Source organism: Streptomyces sp. NPDC020489 (genome assembly GCF_044386545.1).
Taxonomy (GTDB): domain Bacteria; phylum Actinomycetota; class Actinomycetes; order Streptomycetales; family Streptomycetaceae; genus Streptomyces.
This window is the reverse complement of the sequence record NZ_JBIRUZ010000002.1, coordinates 224,489-244,652: the sequence shown is the minus strand read 5'-3', so window position 1 is coordinate 244,652 and position 20,164 is coordinate 224,489. Positions and strand designations below refer to the sequence as shown.

Sequence of the window (20,164 nt, the reverse complement as noted above, 5' to 3'; positions counted from 1 at the left end):
ATGACGTCTTCGAAGCGAGACCGCACCAAGGCCCTGCCCCAGGACCTCCAGGAGGCGATGCGCCGCCGGCTCGCCGGCCGGGCCGCCGCCGCACGCCAGGGCATCCCGCGCGCCGACCGCTCCCGGCCGCTGCCGCTGTCCTTCGCCCAGCAACGGCTGTGGTTCCTGGACCGGCTGCGCCCCGGCGACGCCCGCTACAACAGCGCCGTCGCGCTGCGTCTGACGGGCCCGCTGAACCACACCCTCCTGAGCCGCGCGCTGGACACCGTCGTCGAGCGGCACGAGGCGCTGCGCACCACCTTCGAGGAGAACGACGGACGGCCCGCGCAAGGGGTGCGCCCGGCGGCCCCGGTGCCGCTGCCGGTGGCCGACACGCCGTCGTCCGCCCTGGAGACCGCCCTGCTCGCCGAGTACGAGCGGCCCTTCGACCTAGGCACCGGTCCGCTCCTGCGCGCCCTGCTGCTGCGCGAGTCCGACACCGCGCACACCCTGATGCTGACGGCCCATCACATCGTCACCGACGGCTGGTCGATGGGCATCCTGCTGGAGGAACTGTGCACCGCCTACGACGCCCTGTCCCGGGGCGCGGCCCCGGAGCTGGAGCCGGTGGCGACGCAGTACCCGGACTTCGCCGCATGGCAGCGCGAACAGCTCACCGGTCCGCGCCTCGAGCGTGACCTCGCCTTCTGGACCCAGCAGTTGTCGGGCGCCGTCCCGCCGCCGCTGCCGCTCGACCGCCCCCGCGACGGGGAGGAGTCCGGTGCGGGGGCCGTGCACACCTTCACCGTGCCCGCGGACATCACCGCACGGCTGCGCGAGCTGGCGGCCGAGCAGCACACCACCCTGTTCACGTCCCTGCTCGCCGCCTGCCAGGCCCTGCTGGCCCGCTGGTCCGGGCAGGACGACATCACCGTCGGCTCCCTCAGCCCGGGCCGCTCCCGCACCGACCTGGAACGCGCCGTCGGCTTCTTCGCCCACACCGTCGTGCTGCGCACCCCCGTCGACACGGACGGTTCCTTCCGCGACCTGCTCGGGGCCGCCGCGAGCACCGTCAACGACGCCTTCGCGCACGGCGACACGCCGTTCGAGCGGCTGGTGGAGGCCGTGGGCGCGACGCGCGAGGCGGGCCGCAACCCCCTGTTCGACGTGATGGTCCTGCTGCACCCGGCACCGCCCGCAGCGCCCGCCCTGCGCGCGCTGACCACCGCCCCGGTCGCGATACCCCGGCAGGCGGCCACCTTCGACCTCAGCGTGGAGTTCGTCCCCGACGGGGACGGGCTGACCGGCCTCCTGGAGTACCGCACCGACCTGTTCGACACCGCCACCGCCGAGCGGATGGCCGGCCAACTGCTGCGCACCCTGGAGGGCGTGGCCACCGCACCGGACCGCCCCCTGGGCACCGTGCCCCTGTTCACCCCGGGGGAGGCCCGGCGCGTCACGCAGGAGTGGAACACCACCGCGCCGCCGGTCCCGGCCACCACCCTCCAGGAGCTCTTCGCCCGGCAGGCGGCCCGCACCCCGCACGCCACCGCCCTGGTCGCCGGGGACGACCACCTCGACTACGCGACCCTCGACGCCCGCGCCAACCGGCTCGCCCACCACCTCCTGGCCCAGGGAGCCGGACCCGAACGCCTGGTCGCGCTCCGGCTGCCGCGCACCGCCGACATGATCGTGGCGATGCTCGCGGTGTGGAAGTCCGGCGCCGGATACCTGCCCCTGGACCTCGCCCTGCCCGAGGAACGCGTCCGGTTCCTGCTCGACGACGCCCGTCCCGCCCTGGTGCTGGACGAGGCCGCACTGCGCGCGGTGCCCACGACCCTGCCGGACACCGCCCCGGCCGCCCCCGCGTCCCCGGACACCACCGCGTACGTCATCTACACCTCCGGCTCCACCGGCCGCCCCAAGGGCGTCGCCGTGACGCACCGCTCGCTCGCCCACCTGCTGGCCGCACACCGCGCGGGATTCGTCGCGGATGCGGGCGGCGGACCGCTGCGGGTGGCGCTGACCGCGTCGTTCTCCTTCGACACCTCGCTGGAGGGCGTGCTGCTGATGGCCGACGGCCACCCGCTGCACCTGGTCGACGAGACGACCCGGCTGGACGCCGCCGCCCTGGTGGAGTACGTCGTCGAGCACCGCGTCGACTTCCTCGACCTGACCCCGTCCTACCTGCGCCAGCTGCTGCCCGCCGGACTGCTCACCGACCCGCGGCACCGTCCGCGCGTACTGATGCTCGGCGGCGAGGCGATCGGCCCCGCCCTGTGGCGGGAGCTGGCCGGCCACCCGGACGTGGCCGCGTACAACTTCTACGGGCCCACCGAGTGCACGGTCGACGCCCTGGCCTGCCGTATCGAGGGCGAGGGGCGCCCGCTGGTGGGCCGGCCGCTGCCCCACGTGCGCGCGTACGTCCTCGACGACCGCCTCCAGCCCGTGCCGCCCGGCGTCGGCGGCGAGCTGTACCTGGCGGGCGAGCAGCTGGCGCGCGGCTACGCGGGCCGCCCCGGGCTGACCGCCGCGCGTTTCCTCGCCGACCCGTTCGGCCCGCCCGGAACCCGCATGTACCGCACCGGCGACCTGGCCCGATGGACCGCCGACGGGCGCGTCGACTACCTCGGGCGCGCCGACGACCAGGTGAAGGTGCGCGGCCACCGCATCGAGCCGGGCGAGGTGGAGGCGGCACTGCTCGACCTGCCGGACCTCACCGGCGCCGCGGTCACCGCGGTCGAGGACACGCACGGCCACCTGCGGCTGGCCGCCTACGTCGTACCCCGGCAGGGCGCGAAGCCGCCGGCCGCCTCGGAGCTGCGGGCGGCCTGCCGCCGGGTCCTGCCCGACCACATGGTGCCGTCGTCGTTCACCGTCCTCGACGCGCTGCCGCTGACCACCAGCGGCAAGCTGGACCGTCGTGCCCTGCCCGCCCCCGACGTCGACGCGGCCCCGCGCGAGCGGGAGTTCGTCGCACCGCGCACCCCCGACGAGGAGACCCTGGCCGGGATCTGGACGGAGGTGCTGGGCGTCGAGGCGGTGGGTGTCACCGACAACTTCTTCGAGCTCGGCGGCGACTCGATCCTGAGCATCCAGGCCGTCTCCCGCGCCCGTGCGGCGGGCCTGCGCCTGACCTCGCGGGACGTCTTCCGCCACCAGACCGTCGCGGACCTGGCCGCGGCGGCGTCCCGGCGCACCGCCGAGGTGCCCGCGCCCCGCCTCGCGCGGCAGGACGGGCCCGCCCCGCTGACCCCGGTCCAGGACTGGTACTTCGCCAAGCACGGCGACCGGGACGGCACCCCGCGTCTGTTCAGCATGTCGATGCTGATCGACCTGCCGTACGACGTCGACGCGCCCGCGCTGGAACGCGCCGTCGACGCGCTGGCCGCCCACCACCCGGCCCTGCGCACCCGCTTCGCCCGCAGCGGCGACACCTGGACGCAGCACCCCGGCGAGGGCCCGACCACCGGGCTGACGACCCGCCACGACCTGACCGGCGCCGCCGATCTCCCGGCCGCCCGCACCCAGGCCGCCGACGCCGCCCGCGCGGCCCTCGACCCGGCGACGGGCGCACTCCTGCGCGCCGCCCTGCTGCTGCCGCCGGCCGGCGAACGGCCGCAACTCTTCCTGACCGCGCATCACCTGGCCGTGGACAGCGTCTCCTGGCGCATCCTCCTCGCCGACCTGGAGACGGCCTACCGGCAGGCGTCGGCGGGCGAACCGGTCCGCCTGGAGGCCGTCCCCTCGGCGTTCACCGACTGGGCCGCGGACCTGTCCCGCCGGGTGCGGGCCGGCGAACTCGACGACGACCTGCCGTACTGGACGGCCGAGGCCGCCGAGCCCCGGACCCCGCTGCCCGTGGACCGCCCCGGGACCCCGCTCGCCGGATCCGTGCGCACCGTCCGTACCCGGGTGGCCCGCGCCACCACCGAGGCGCTGCTGCGCCGGGTGCCCGCCGCCTACCGCACGCAGGTCAACGACGTCCTGCTGAGCGCGCTGAGCCGGGTCCTCACCGACTGGACGGGCACCGAGCGGGTGACCGTCGCCCTGGAGGGCCACGGGCGGGAGGACCGGCTCTTCGAGGACGTGGACCTGTCCCGCACGGTGGGCTGGTTCACCACCCAGTACCCCGTCACCCTCACCCCGGCCGGGCCGCCCTCCACACCCGACTGGGGCGGCACCCTGAAGGCGGTCAAGGAGCGGCTGCGGGCCGTGCCGCGGCGCGGACTGAGCTACGAGGCGCTGGCCCGCCTCGGCTCGCCCGCCCCCGCCGCCCGCGCCCTGGCGGACGTGCCGCTGCCGCAGGTGTGCTTCAACTACCACGGGCAGTGGGACGCGAGCCCCGGACAGGACTTCGCACCGGCGGCCGAGGTGCCCGGCCGGGACATGGCGGCCGACGAACCACTGGACCACCTGCTCGACGTCTCGGCCGTCGTGGTCGACGGCGAGCTGGAGATCACCTGGCACTACAGCGACCACACCCACGACACGGACACCGTCCGGGGCCTGGCGGACGGCATGGTGGCCGCGCTGGCCGCGATAGCCGAGCACTGCGGCCGCCCCGGCGCGGGCGGCCGCACCCCCTCCGACTTCCCCCTGGCCCGCCTGGACCAGGCCGCCGTGGACCGTCTGGTGGGCGACGGCCGCACGGTGGAGGACCTGCTTCCGCTCACCCCGCTGCAGGAGGGCATGCTCTTCCACCGCCTGGTCGGCGGACCCGACGACGTGTACGTCGACCAGGCCGCCCTGCTCCTGGACGGCGTGGCCGACCCGCACGCCTTCGCCGTGGCCTGGCAGCGGGTCACCGACCGCACGCCCGCGCTGCGGACCTCGGTGGTGTGGCAGGACGTGCCCGTCCCGCTCCAGGTCATGCACCGCGACGTCCGCCTGCCGGTGACGCAGCTCGACTGGCGGGACGTGCCCGCGGGGGAGCGCGCCGACCGCTTCGCCCGGCTCCGGGCCGACGACCTCGCCCGCGGCATCGACCTCGCCTCGGCACCTCTGATGCGGCTCACCCTGGTCCGGCTGCCCGACGCCCGCGTCCATCTGCTGTGGACCTCCCACCACCTCATACTCGACGGCTGGAGCCTGGCCCAGGTGCTGACGGAGGTGTGCGGGGAGTACGCGGCGCTCACCGACGGAACCGAGCCGAACCCGCCGGTGCGCCGGCCCTTCGCTGACTACGTGCGCTGGCTGGCCGACCAGGACGCCGAGGCCGGGCGGGCCCACTGGCGCCACGCCCTCGCCGGGTTCGCCACCCCCACCCCGCTGCCCTTCGACCGCCCGCTGACCGGCGGACACGAAGCCCGGTCGGCGGACGTCCACACGGCCGAACTGCCCGACGAGGTGTCCCGGGCGCTGGCCCGCACCGCCCGCGAGGCCGGGCTGACGGTGAGCACCGTGGTGCAGGGCGCCTGGGCGCTGCTGCTGGCCCGCTACAGCGCCGAGCCGGACGTGGTGTTCGGCACCACCGTCTCCGGACGCCCCGAGGAACTGCCGGGCGTGGAGTCGATGGTGGGCATGTTCATCAACACCGTGCCCACCCGCGTCCGGGTCGACGGCCACCGCGCGGCCGTCGACTGGCTGCGTGAACTGCAGTCCGCGCAGGCCGAGTCGAGGCGTTTCTCGGCCGCGTCCCTCGCCGAACTGACCGCCCTGAGCGACGTGCCGTCCGGCAGCCCGCTCTTCCACAGCATGGTCGCCTTCGAGAACTACCCCTTCGACGAGGCCCGCACCTCCGGCTCCGGCATCCGACTGGCGGACGTCACCTCCCGGGACGCCACCAACTACCCCCTGGTGCTGCGCGCCTACCAGGGCGAGCGGCTCGGCTTCGACCTGGCCTACGACCCGCACCTGTTCGACGCCGGCACCGCCCGGGCGCTCGCCGACCGGCTGCGCCTGCTGCTCATGGAGTTCGCCGAGGCCCCCGGCCGGCCGTTGCGTGCCCTGGCGTGGACGACCGCCGAGGAACGACGGCGGATGCTGGTCGACGTCAACGGCACCGAGCGGGGCCGCCCCGCGGACACCCTGGTGGACCTCTTCGAGGCCCAGGCCGCCCGCACCCCCGACGCCACCGCCGTCACCTGCGGCGCCGACCGCCTCGACTACGCCACGCTCGACGCGGCGGCCGGCCGCCTCGCCCACCGGCTGGCCGAGGCCGGCGCCGGACCCGAACGGTTCGTGGCCCTGGCCCTGCCCCGCTCCACCGACCTGGTCGTGGCGATCCTGGCCGTGCTGAAGACGGGCGCCGCCTACCTGCCCATCGACCCGAAGCTGCCCGCCGAACGCGTCGCCCACCTGCTGGACGACGCCGCCCCGGTGACCCTGGTGACCACCACCGAGGCCGCCGGACGCGCACCCGTCACCACCGTGCCGCTGCTGGTGCTGGACGCCCCCGACATCCCCGCCGACCTCGCCAGCCGCCCCTCCACCGGCCCCACCACCCCGGGCCACCGCCCCCTGCCGGAGAGCCCCGCCTACGCCATCTACACCTCCGGCTCCACCGGCCGGCCCAAGGGCGTGGTCGTCCCGCACGCCAACGTCGTCCGCCTGTTCACCCGCACCCGCCACTGGTTCGGCTTCGACGAGACGGACGTGTGGACGCTGTTCCACTCCTACGCCTTCGACTTCTCCGTCTGGGAACTGTGGGGGGCCCTGCTGCACGGCGGCCGGCTCGTCGTCGTCCCCGACGACACCGCGCGCTCCCCGGAGGACTTCCTGCGCCTGCTCGTCGACGAGCAGGTCACCGTCCTCAACCAGACCCCGTCCGCCTTCTATCCCCTGGCCCGCGCGGACGCCGAACACCCCGAACTCGGCGCACGACTCGCCCTGCGCACGGTGGTCTTCGGCGGCGAGGCCCTGGACGTGTCCCGGCTCGCCGACTGGTACACCCGCCACCCGGACACCACGCCGCGCCTGGTGAACATGTACGGCATCACCGAGACCACCGTGCACGTCACGTACGCGCCGCTGGACCGCACGACGTCCCGCTCGGGCACCGCCAGTCCGATCGGCACCGGCATCCCCGACCTGAGGGTCTACGTCCTCGACGACGCGCTGGCCCCCGTACCGCCCGGCGCGGTGGGCGAGATGTACGTGGCGGGGGAGGGCCTGGCCCGCGGCTATCTGAGACGACCCGGTCTGACCGCGACGCGTTTTCCCGCCGACCCGTTCGGCACGCCCGGGACGCGGATGTACCGCACCGGCGACCGGGCCCGCCGACGGGCCGACGGCACGCTGGAGTACCTGGGCCGCGCCGACCAGCAGGTGAAGATCCGCGGCTACCGCATCGAGCCCGGCGAGATCGAGGCGGCCCTGCACTCCCACCCCGGGGTGGGCGAGGCGGCCGTGGGTGTCTACGAGGACGGCACCGGAACCCGGCGGCTGGTGACCCACGTCGTCGGCCGCGGCGGCGCCGAACCGCCGTCCGCCGCCGAACTCCGCGCCCACCTGGAGCGGTTGCTGCCCGCGCACATGGTGCCCGCCGCCTACGTACCGCTGGCGGCCCTGCCGCTGACCGCCAACGGCAAGCTCGACCGCCGCGCCCTGCCCGCCCCCGGCCCGGACGGGTTCGCCACGGGCACCGGGCACAGCGCGCCGCGCACTCCCGCCGAGCGGGCGGTCGCCGCCGCGTGGGCGGACGTGCTCGACACCGGCGAGGTGGGAGCCGACGACGACTTCTTCGCCCTCGGCGGCGACTCGATCCTCGCCGTCCGCGTCGTCTCGCGGCTGCGCGCCGCCTTCGGCACGGACGTCTCGCCCCGGCTGCTGTTCACCCACCCGACGGTGTCCGCGCTGGCCGCCGCACTCGGTGACCCGGCCGAGAACGGCACCGTACCGGCCGACGTCATCCCGGCCGCGGACCCGGGCACCCCGGCGCCGCTGTCGTACGCCCAGCAGCGGCTGTGGTTCCTCGACCGCTTCGAACCGGGCAGCACCGAGTACACGACGCTGTCCGTGCTGCGCCTGCGCGGCCCGCTCGACGAGACCGCCCTGCGCACCGCCCTCTCCGGCCTGGTGGCCCGCCACGAGGCGCTGCGCACCACCTTCGCCGAACAGGACGGCCACCCGACGCAGATCGTGCACCCGCCCCACCCGGTGGACCTGCCGCTGGACGACCTCACCGGCGCCCGCGACCGGCTGGACGCCCTCGTGGAGAGCGAGGCCGCCGTCCCCTTCGACCTGAGCACCGGACCTCTGCTGAGGGCACGTCTCGTGCGCCTGGCCGACGACGAGCACGTGCTGGTCCTGGCCGTCCACCACATCGTCACCGACGGCTGGTCCGTCGGTGTGCTGGGCCGGGACCTGGGCGAGCTGTACGCGGCCGCCCGCGAGGGCCGGGCGCCCCGGCTGCCGCACCTGCCCGTCCGGTACGCGGACCACGCCACCTGGCAGCGCGCCCGCACCGACCACGTGGACAAGCAACTCGCCTACTGGCGGGACACGCTGGACGGCATCACCCCGCTGGAACCGCCCACCGACCGGCCGCGTCCCGCCGTCCGCACGCGCGACGGGGCGCTGGTGACCTTCACCCTCCCCGCCGCGCTCACCGACCGGCTGCGGGAGACGGGCCGCGAGGCCGACGCCACCCTCTACATGACCCTGCTGACGGCCTGCACGATCCTGCTGTCGCGCTGGGCGGACCAGGAGGACATCACCGTCGGCACGGTCACCGCGGGCCGGGAGCGACCCGAACTCCACGACGTGGTCGGCATGTTCGTCAACACCCTGGTGCTGCGCAACCGGGTGGAGCCGGGCCTGTCGTTCCGCGCGCTGCTGGAGCGGGTCCGCACCACCGTCCTGGACGCGTTCGCGCACCAGGAGGTGCCGTTCGAGAAGCTGGTGGACGCCCTCCAGCCCGAGCGGGACACCAGCCGCACCCCGCTGTTCCAGGTGATGGTGGCGCTGCACAACCTGGGCGCCGAGGCACCCGACCTGCCGGGGCTGGACGTCGAACCGCTCACGCCACCGGTCCGGTACGCCGCCTTCGACCTCGCCTTCGACTTCGTCGAGAGCGACGGCGGTGTCACCGGCTACCTGGAGTACGACACCGCCCTGTTCGACGCCGACACCGCCGAACGCCTCGCCGCGCGACTGCGGTTGCTGCTGGAAGCGGCCGCCGAGGACCCGCACCGGGACGCCCGTGCCCTGCCGTTGCTCACGGACGCCGAACGGCGGCAGGTGCTCGACGCGTGGCAGGGCGGCCGCCTGCCCGTGGCGGACACCGCCTTCCCCGCCCTCTTCGAGGCGCAGGCGGCCCGCACCCCGGACGCCACCGCCCTGGTCGCCCGGGACGAGACCCTCACCTTCGCGGCCCTCGACGAGCGCGCCAACCGGCTGGCCCACCACCTCATCACCCTGGGTGTCGGCCCCGAGCACGTGGTCGCCGTGCGGCTGCCGCGCACCTCGCACCTGCTGGTCGCCGTGTTCGCCGTCCTCAAGGCGGGCGGCACCCTGCTCTGCCTCGACCCGGACCTGCCCGAGGAGCGCGTCGCGTTCCTCCTCGCCGACGCCGCGCCGCACACGGTCCTGACGGCCGACGCCCTGCGTGCGGTGCCCTGGGACCGGCTGCCCGCCCACGACCCCACCGACGCCGACCGGCTCGCCCCGCTGCACCCGGACAACGCCGCCTACATCGTCTACACCTCCGGCTCCACCGGCCGTCCCAAGGGCGTCACGGTGGAACACCGCCACCTGGTCAACCTCTGCCACGACCACCGGGAAGGACTCGTCGCCCCGCACACCGTCGACGGGCGCCGCCTCAAGGCCGCGCTCAGCGCCTCCTTCTCCTTCGACACCTCCTGGGAGGGGCCGCTGCTGCTCGCCCTCGGCCAGGAGGTCCACCTCGTCGACGAGGACGTGCGCCTGGACCCGGAGGCGTTCTGCGCCCAGGTCGACCGGCGGGAGCTGGACCTGGTGAACGTCACCCCGTCCTTCCTGCGCGAACTGACCGCCGCCGGACTCCTCGCCCCCGGCCGCCACCACCCCCGCCTGCTGCTGGTCGGCGGAGAGGCGATCGGCCCGGACACCTGGGCCGAACTGTGCGCGGCCGGGACCGACTCCGGCGTCACCGCGTACAACATGTACGGCCCCACGGAGACGACCGTCGACGCCGTCTACGGCCGCTGCGCCGACCGCCCCGAGCGCCCCGTCATCGGCCGGCCCGGACACAACCTGCGCGCCTACGTCCTCGACAGCGGGCTCCGCCCGGTCCCGCCCGGTGTGCCCGGCGAGCTGTACCTGGCCGGGGCGCAGGTCGCCCGCGGCTACCTGAACCGGCCCGGCCTGACTGCCGCCCGCTTCCTCGCCGACCCGTTCGGGGCGCCGGGGGAGCGGATGTACCGCACGGGCGACCGCGCCCGCTGGGACACGTCCGGGACGCTGGAGTTCCTCGGCCGGGCCGACGAGCAGATCAAGATCCGCGGCTTCCGCATCGAGCCCGGCGAGGTGGAGGCGGCCCTGCTCGCCCTGCCGGACGTCACCGACGCCGCGGTGGCCGCCCGCGAACACGCCGGGCGCACCATGCTCGTGGCGTACGTGGTGCCCGCCGGGGAGCGGCCCCCCTCGGCCGACGCCCTGCGGGTGGCGCTGCGGCGGACCCTGCCGGACCACATGGTGCCGGCCGCGTTCGTGCCGCTGGCGCGGATACCGCGCACCAGCAGCGGCAAGACCGACCGCCGCGCCCTGCCCGCGCCGCCCGTCCAGCCCGACGGCGGCACGCCCTACGTGGCACCCCGCCCCGGCACCGAGGAGCGGCTGGCCGCCATCTGGGCCGAGGTGCTGGGCGTGGAGCGGGTCGGCGCCCGGGACAACTTCTTCGCGCTCGGCGGCGACTCGATCCTCAGCATCCAGATCGTCTCCCGCGCCCGCCGGGCCGGCCTCGCCCTGACCACGAAGGACGTCTTCCGCCACCAGACGATCGGTGAACTCGCCCTCCAGATCGGTGAGTCGGCGCCTCGCCCGGCGGCCGGCACGGACGACGCGCCGCCCGCCGAGGCACCGCTGACGCCCATCCAGCGCTGGTACCTCGACGACCGCCGCCCCGGCGACACGCTGCGCTTCACCATGACCCAGCGCCTCGAACTGGCCCCCGGGACCGACCTGCCGGTCCTGGAGCAGGCGGTCGACGCTCTGGTACGCCACCATCCGGCCCTGCGTACCCGGTTCCGGCACACCGGTGACGGCTGGCACCAGGAGGTGCTCCCACAACCGCCGGACGGCGTGTGCACGCGCCATGACGTGGCCGGTCTGGACGCCCCGGCGCTGGAGGCCGAGGTGCAGCGCGCCGCGGACGCCGCACAGGCCTCGCTCGATCCCGTCGAGGGCCGGGTCGTACGGGCCCTGCTTTTCGACCGGGGCCCGGAGCGTCCCGGGCAGCTGCTGATCACCGTGCACCACCTGGTCGTCGACGGGGTGTCCTGGCGCGTCCTGCTCGCCGACCTGGAGAGCGCCCACCGCGCCGCCGCGGCCGGGCGGCCCGTTGAACTCCCGCCCGTGGGCACCGCGTACGGCCAGTGGGCGGCGCGGCTGGAACAGCACACGCGGTCCGGCGCCCTGGACGCCGACCTCGCCCACTGGAGGCGCACCGCCGCCGCCCCGGCCGCCCTGCCCGCCGGACGGCCCGGCGACAACACCCACGGCACCGCCGCCACCGTCACCGTGTCGCTGGCGCCGCGGGAGACCGAGGCGCTGCTGCGCCAGGTCCCCGAGGTCTACCGCACCCAGGTCAACGACGTGCTGCTCAGCGCGCTCGGTCGCACCCTGGCCCGCTGGTGCGAGCGTGACACCGTCCTCGTCGGGGTGGAAGGACACGGCCGGGAGGACCTGTTCGACGACCTGGACCTGTCGCGGACCGTCGGCTGGTTCACCGCGGAGTTCCCCCTCGCCCTGACCGTCGCGCCCGACGCCGACTGGCGCGCCACCCTGCGGTCGGTCAAGGAGCAGCTGCGCGCGGTGCCCCTGCACGGCCTGAGTCACGGCGCCCTGCGCCACCTGCTGCCGGACAGCCGGCTCGCCGACGCCCCGCCGCCGCAGGTCGGCTTCAACTACCACGGCCGTTGGGACGCGGGCAGCGGCACCGAGGAGGGCCTGTACCGGGCGGCGCTGGCGCCGGCCGGCCGCGACACCGACCCGGACGAGACCCGCCCCTACCTGCTGGACATCACGGGCGTGGTCCAGGACGGCCGGCTCGAACTCGGCTGGACGTATCCGAGCGCCGTCTACGACGAGTCGCTGGTGCGGGAGCTGGCCGAGCAGATGTGCGCGGCGCTGCGCGAGATCGTGGCGCACTGCGCGGACCCGGACGCGGGCGGCCGCACCCCCTCCGACTTCCCCCTCGCCGACCTCACCCAGGAGCAGCTCGACCAACTGGTCGGCGACGGACGGCACGTGGCGGACGTCCTGCCGCTGACGCCCCTGCAGTCCGGCATGCTCTTCCACGGCCTCGTCGACACGGCCGGCGCCTACTTCGACCGTACGGCGGTCCGGCTGACCGGGGTGGCCGACCCCAGGGCGTTCGCTGCGGCCTGGCAGCAGGTCGCGGACCGCACCCCGGCCCTGCGCACCAGCGTCCACTGGCAGGGTCTGCCGCACCCCGTACAGGTCGTCCACCACCGGGTGGAGTTGCCCGTCACCCACCTCGACTGGCGCGCACTGACGGCAGAGCAGCGGGCGGAGGCGACCGAGCGTCTGCTCGCCGAGGACCGCGCGGCGGGCATGGAGCTGACCGCCGCGCCGCTCACCCGGATCACGCTGGCCGCCCTTCCGGGCGACGAGGTCCTGCTGCTGTGGTCCTCCCACCACCTGATCCTGGACGGCTGGAGCTCCGGGCAGCTGCTCACCGAGGTGTGCGAGCGGTACGCCGCGCTCACCGGCGGTCAGGACACCGCGCCGCCGGTGCGGCGGCCGTTCGCGGACTTCCTGCGCTGGCTGCGCGAACAGGACACAGAAGGAGGCACGGCCGAACGCCACTGGGCGGACACCCTCGCCGGTTTCACCGAGCGCACCCCGCTGCCGTACGACCGCACTCCCGCCGAGGCGCACCGGGCCCGCTCCGCCGAGTCCGTCCACCACGAGCTGGACGCGCGGATGTCACAGCGGCTGCGGGAGACGGCAGCCCGCGGCGGACTCACCGTCAACACGGTCGTACAGGCCGCCTGGGCGCTGCTACTGGCCCGCTACAGCGGGCGCGACGACGTCGTGTTCGGTACGACCGTCTCCGGCCGGCCCGCCGAACTGCCCGGCGTCGACACCATGATCGGCATGTTCATCAACACCGTGCCGACCCGGGTGCGCGTCCGGGCCGGCGGTGTCCTGCCGTGGGTGCGCGGTCTTCAGGAGCGGCAGAGCGAGGACCGGCGCTTCGACCACCTCTCCCTCGCCCGCATCCAGGCGCTGTCCGAAGTCCCGGCCAAGGAAGCCCTGTTCGACAGCATGGTGGTGTTCGAGAACTACCCGGTCGACGAGTCGGCCGCCGCCCGGACGGGCGTGAACGTGGCGGAGGTACGGGCCGACGACGCCACCACCTTCCCACTGTGCCTACGCGCCCACCTGACCGACCGGCTCGGCTTCGACCTGGCCTACGATCCCGCCTTCTTCGACCGCGCCACGGTCGAACAGGCCACGGCTCGCCTGGCCGCCCTGCTCACCAGGTTCGCCGACGGCCTCGACGGCGACGTGGGCGCCCTCGAACCGCTCACCGCCGAAGACCGGCGGCTGCTGGCCGAGTGGAACACCACCGCCCGCCCGACCCGGCCGCTCAGCCCGGTGGACCTGTTCGCCGACCAGGCCCGCCGCACCCCGCACGCCCTCGCGCTGGACGACGGTGTACAGCCGCTGACCTACCGCGAACTCGCCGACTGGTCCGACCGCGTGGCGTCCCGCCTGCTCGCGGACGGTCTGGCCGCCGAGGACGGGGTGGCCCTGCTTATGGACCGCGGCACCGAACTCGTCGTCGCCCAGCTCGCGGTCCTCAAGGCGGGCGGCGCCTACGTCCCGGTCGACGCCCGCGCCCCCGAGGAGCGCCGCCGGACCATGCTCGCGCAGGCCGGTGTCCGGGCCCGGCTCACCGCCGAGGACGTCACCGCGGCCCGTCACGCTCCCCTGGAGGGACCGGCCGCCGTCCCGGCCGATCCCGACCGGTTGGCCTACGTCATGTTCACCTCCGGCTCCACCGGACTGCCGAAGGCCGTGGCGGTACGCCACCGCGACGTGGCGTCGCTGGCCACGGACAGCCGTTTCGCCGACGGGGTGTGCGCCCGCGTGCTGCTGCACTCACCGGTCGCGTTCGACGCCGCCACCTTCGAGGTGTGGGCACCCCTGCTCACCGGCGGCTGCGTGGTCGTGGCCCCCGGGGAGACGGTGGAGGCGGGCCTGCTGCGGCGCCTGACCGGCGGCACGGAGCACAGCGGCGACGGCGGGCTGAGCGCCCTGTGGCTGACGGCGGGCCTCTTCCGCCTCCTGGCCCAGGACGCGCCGGACTGCTTCGCGGGCCTGCGCCAGGTGTGGACCGGCGGTGACGTGGTCCCCGCGGCGGCCGTACGCCGGGTGCTGGACGCCTGCCCCGGCCTGACCGTCGTGGACGGCTACGGCCCGACCGAGACCACGACCTTCGCCACCGCCCACGCCCTCGACGACCCGGCAACCGTGCCCGAGACCGTGCCCGTCGGACGGCCGCTGGACGACAAGCGGGTCCACGTCCTGGACGCCCGGATGCGGCCCGTTCCGCCGGGCTGCGCAGGAGAGCTGTACGTGGCCGGCGAAGGCGTCGCGCGCGGCTACCTGGGCCGCCCCGGCGAGACCGCCCGCCGCTTCCTCGCGGACCCCTCCGGACCGCCCGGTGCCCGCATGTACCGCACCGGCGACCTGGCCCGACGCCGCCCGGACGGCACGGTCGAGTTCCTCGGCCGCGCCGACGACCAGGTGAAGATCCGCGGCTTCCGCGTCGAACCCGGCGAGGTGGCGGCCGTGCTGGCGGCCCACCCCGGTGTCGCGGACGCGGCGGTGGTGGCCCGCGAGGACCGGCCCGGCGCCCGCCGCCTGGTCGCCTACGTCGTGGGCCCGGCCGGGGACGACCCCGAAGCACTGCGCGCCTACGCACGGCGCACGCTGCCCGACTACCTGGTGCCCTCCGCGTTCGTCGCGCTGGCGGCCCTCCCGCTCAGCGGCAACGGCAAGGTGGACCAGGCTGCCCTCCCGGCGCCGGAGCCGGACACCGACGCTGCACGGGACACGCGGACCGCCCCGCGCACCGAAACCGAACGCCGTACCGTCGCCGTCTTCGCGGACGTGCTCGGCGGACAACTCCCGGGCGTGGAGGACGACTTCTTCGCGCTGGGCGGCGACTCCATCCTCAGCATCCGCCTCGCCTCCCGCCTGGCCGAGGAGTTCGGCACCACGCTCTCCCCGCGCGCCGTGTTCACCCACCCGACCCCCGCCGCGCTCGCCGCGCTGCTCACCGGCGACCGGACCGCCGAAGGGACCGCTCCGGCGATCGTGCCGGTGGCCCGGGACGCGGCGGCACCGATGTCGTACGCCCAGCAACGCCTGTGGTTCCTGGAGGAGTTCGAGCCCGGCGGCACCGAGTACGTCACCGCCCTGGCGCTGCGCCTGCGCGGCCGGCTCGACACCCGCGCCCTCACGGCGGCCCTGGGCAAACTGGTGGCCCGGCACGAGTCGCTGCGCACCACCTTCGACACGGTGGACGGCCGGGGCGTCCAGATCGTCCACCCGCCACGCGAGGTGCCGCTGCCGCTCGACGACCTGTCCCGACTACCCGAAAACGACCGCAAGGCCCGCCTGGAGGAGCTGCTCGCGGCCGACCGCGCCCGCCCGTTCGACCTGCGCGAAGGCCCCCTGCTGCGCACCGGCCTGATCCGCCTGACCGACGACGAGCACGTCCTGACCCTCACCCTGCACCACATCGTCACCGACGGCTGGTCCACCGCCGTCCTCACCGGCGACCTCGCCCACCTGTACCGGGCCGAGCTGGACCCGGCCACCGGGCCCCTGCCGGCCCTGCCGGTCCAGTACGCCGACTACGCCCAGTGGCAACGCACCACCAGCGGCAGCGAACAGCAACTGGACTACTGGAAAACGCAGTTGGCGGACATCGAGCCGCTGGACCTGCCCACCGACCGGCCGCGCCCGCCGATCCGCACCCGGTCCGGGGCGACCACCCGGCTGACCCTGCCGCCCCGCACCGCCCGCCGCCTCGCGCAGGTCGGCCGGGACCGCGGAGCCACCCTCTTCACCACGCTCGTCGCCGCCGCCCAGACCTTCCTCGCCCGGCTGAGCGGCGGCCGGGACATCGCCGTCGGCACCGTCACCTCGGGCCGCGAACACACCGAGATCCAGCAGCTGATCGGGTTCTTCGTCAACACCCTGGTGCTGCGCTCGCACGTCGACGCCGGCCGGCCCTTCCCCGAGTTCCTCGACGACGTCCGGCGGACCGTGCTGGACGCCTTCGCCCACCAGGAGGTGCCGTTCGAGCAGGTGGTGGACGAGGTGCGACCGGTGCGCGACACCAGCCGCACCCCGCTGTTCCAGGTGATGGTCGTCCTTCAGAACACCCCGGCCGCCGACCTGGACCTGCCGGGCCTGGAGGTGTCCGCCGTCGAGACCCAACTCCAGCACGCCGCGTTCGACCTCACCCTGGAGTTCGCCGAGACGGACTCCGGCGCCCTGGACGGCCTGCTCACCTACAACACCGACCTGTTCGACGCGGCCACGGCGGGGCACATGGCCGACCAGCTCGCCACGCTGCTGACCGCCGTAGCCGACGACCCGCACCGCCCCCTCGGGGCCCTGCCCCTCGCCTCCGACGAGGAACTCAAGGCCCTGCTGGACCGGGGACAGGGCACGGCCCCGCCAGTACCGGTGGCGACACTGCCGGAGCTGTTCGAACGGCAGGCGGCCGACACCCCCGACGCCGTCGCGCTGCTCGACGGGGAACGGCAGCTGTCCTACGCGGACCTGGACCGCGCCGCCAACCGGCTCGCCCACCGGCTGATCACCCGCGGGGTCGGACCCGAGCAGACCGTCGCCCTGGCCCTGCCCCGAGCCGCCGAGACGGTGGTGGCACAGCTCGCCGTCGCCAAGGCGGGCGGCGCCTTCCTGCCCGTGGACCCCGACTACCCCGAGCAGCGGCGGGAGTTCATGGTGCGCGACGCGGGCGCCCGGGTGGTCCTGGACGACCCGGCGGACGTCTGGGCGGCGGACGGCCCGGACACCGCGCCCACCGACGCCGACCGCACCAGCGCCCTCACCGCCGACCATCCGGCCTACGTCATCTACACCTCCGGCTCCACCGGCACCCCGAAGGGAGTCGTGGTGACGCACCGGGGCCTGGCGGGCTTCGCCGCCGCCGCCGCGCAGCGGTACCAGGCGGGCCCCGGCGACCGGGTGCTCCAGTTCGCCTCACCCAGCTTCGACGCCTCCGTCCTCGAACTGTGCGTCTCCCTGCTCAGTGGCGCCGCCCTGGTGACGGGGGAGGAGGGACCGCTGGTCGGTGAGCGGCTGGCCCAGGTGCTCGCCGAGCGCCGCATCAGCCACACCCTCGTCCCGCCGGCCGCGCTGGCCACCGTGGACCCGGAGACCTCCGGAGCCCTGCCGCACCTGCGCACGCTGATCGTCGGCGCCGAGGCGTGCCCGTCCGACCTCGTGGAGCGGTGGGCACCCGGCCGCCGGATGATCAACTCCTACGGGCCCACCGAGGCCACCGTGGTCGCCACCTGGACCGGCCCGCTGAGCCCAACAGGCGACGCCCCGCCGATCGGCCGCCCGGCCGGCGCCACCCGCGTGTACGTCCTGGACGCGGCCCTGCGACCCGTCCCGCCCGGCGTGACGGGGGAGTTGTACGTGGCGGGGCCGGGCCTGGCCCGCGGCTACCTGGGCCGGCCGGGCCTGACCGCCCAGCGGTTCGTCGCCGACCCGTTCGGCGCTGCGGGCGACCGGATGTACCGCACCGGCGACCTGGTGCGCTGGGGCGCCGACGGCGAACTGCGTTTCACCGGGCGCGCGGACGACCAGATCAAACTGCGCGGTTTCAGAATCGAGCCGGGCGAGACGCAGAGCGCGCTGCGCCGCAGCCCGCACGTGCGCGACGCGGCGGTCGTCGTCCGCACCGACGGCCCCGACGGACAACCCTCCGGCGGTCCCGGACGACTGGTGGCGTACGTCGTCCCCGCCGACGGTGACCTCGACCGGCTGCCCGTCGCCGCCTTGCGCGAGCACCTGGCCGAGCTGCTGCCCCCGCACATGGTCCCGGCCGTGTTCGTGCCACTGGAGCGGTTGCCGCTGACCCCCAACGGCAAGACGGACAAGCGGGCCCTGCCCGCACCCGGCCCCGCGCACACCGTCACCGGCTCGCGCACCGCGCCCCGGACCGACACCGAGCGCCGCATCGCCCACGTCTGGACCGACGTCCTCGGCGTGGCGGACATCGGCGTGGACGACAACTTCTTCCACCTCGGCGGCGATTCCATCCTGAGCATGCAGGTGGTCTCCCGGCTGCGGCGCGAGGGCCTGCACCTGGCCACCAGGGACCTGTTCACCCACCAGACCGTCGCCGAACTGGCCACCGTCGTCGGCACCGCGCCCCAGCACACGGGTGACGGCCCGGTGACCGGCGCGGTGCCGCTCACCCCGATCCAGGAGTGGTTCCTGACCACACCGCGCGCCGACCACACCCACTTCAACCAGTCGACGCTGCTGGAACTCGACGGCGCGCCCGACCCGACCGCCCTGACCGCCGCCCTGAACGCCCTCCTGGAACACCATGACGCGCTGCGCATGCGCTTCACTCAGGACTCCGACGGCTGGCACCAGTTCAACCCGCCGCCCGGGGAGACCCAGGCGTTCCTCGTCCGGCACGACCTGACGGGCCTGTCCGCGCAGGAGGCCGACACGGCCATGGAGAAGGCCGCCGACGCCCTGCACACCGGGTTCGACCTGGGCCGGGGGCCGCTGCTGAGGGCGGCGCTGTTCACGGGCGCGGGCGCGGGCGCGGGCGCGGGGGCGGGAGAGGGCGCGGGGGCCGGAGAGGGCGAGGGCGCGGGCGCCGGCGAGGGTGCGGGGGCCGGAGAGGGCGAGGGCCCGGCGTTCCTCCTCCTGGTCGCCCACCACCTGGTCGTGGACGCCGTGTCCTGGCGGATCCTCGCCGACGACCTGGAGACCGCCTACCGGCAGGCGGTACGCGGTGAACCCGTCAGCCTGGGGGAGCGCACCACCTCTTTCCGCGACTGGGCGCGCAAACTCGCCGCCCACGTCGCCGACGGCGGCCTGGACCACGAACTGCCCTACTGGGAGCAGGCCGTGACCGCCGACCAACTGCCGATCGCCTCCGCGTCCGACCCGGAGGCCCAGGAGGTCCAGGAGGTCCAGGAGGCCCAGGAGGAGGGCACCCTCACCGTCGAACTGGGGGAGGAGGACACAGCCGCACTGCTGCGGGCCGCGCCGGCCGCCTACCGCACCCGCGTCAACGACGTCCTCCTGGCCGCGCTGGCCCTGGCGCTGGCCCGCTGGACCGGAAGCGACCGTGTCCGCCTGGACCTCGAAGGGCACGGCCGGGAGGACCTGCTCGACGACGTGGACCTGTCCCGGACGGTCGGCTGGTTCACCACTGTCCACCCGGTCGCCCTTCAGGTGCCCGAACCGGACCACCTCGGACCCGACCGGAACTGGCGTGCCCTGGTGAAAGCGGTGCGCCGCCAGCTGCGCTCCGTGCCCGGCAACGGACTGGGCTTCGGCGCCCTGCGCACCTTCGGGCCGCCCGAGGTGCGCGAGCGGCTCGGCGCCGCGGCCCACGGGCAGGTGGTCTTCAACTACCTCGGCCAGTGGGACGCCGGCCCCGCCGCCCCCGGCGATGGCCTGGTCCGCGCGGATCACGGCTCCTTCGGCCAGGACCACGACCCCCGGGACAGCGGATCGCACCCGCTGGAGGTGGTCGGCGCGGTCCGGGACGGGCGCCTCGCCTTCACCTGGCATCACCGTCCCGGTACCTACGACACGGCGACCGTGCGGCGCGTCGCCGGGGAGTTCGCCGCAGCGCTGCGCCACATCGCCCGGCAGGCCAGGGAGAGCCTGTGACCCCATCCCCTCCCGGCGCCCGGGAACCCCCCGCGCCGTGAACGTCTTCAGCCAGACCGGCCGCCGACGGCGGCCGACCGGACCGATTCACCCACGA

1 protein-coding gene is annotated in these 20,164 nt (G+C 75.2%); it reads left to right on the top strand.

The genetic code is table 11. The annotated features are described in order from the left end of the window. Window positions 1-20,067 carry a non-ribosomal peptide synthase/polyketide synthase gene (locus tag ACH41F_RS05110; protein ID WP_398833066.1) on the top strand — a complete coding sequence of 6,689 codons (20,067 nt, stop codon included), beginning with the start codon at window positions 1-3 and terminating at the stop codon, window positions 20,065-20,067. Window positions 20,068-20,164 lie beyond the last annotated feature (97 nt).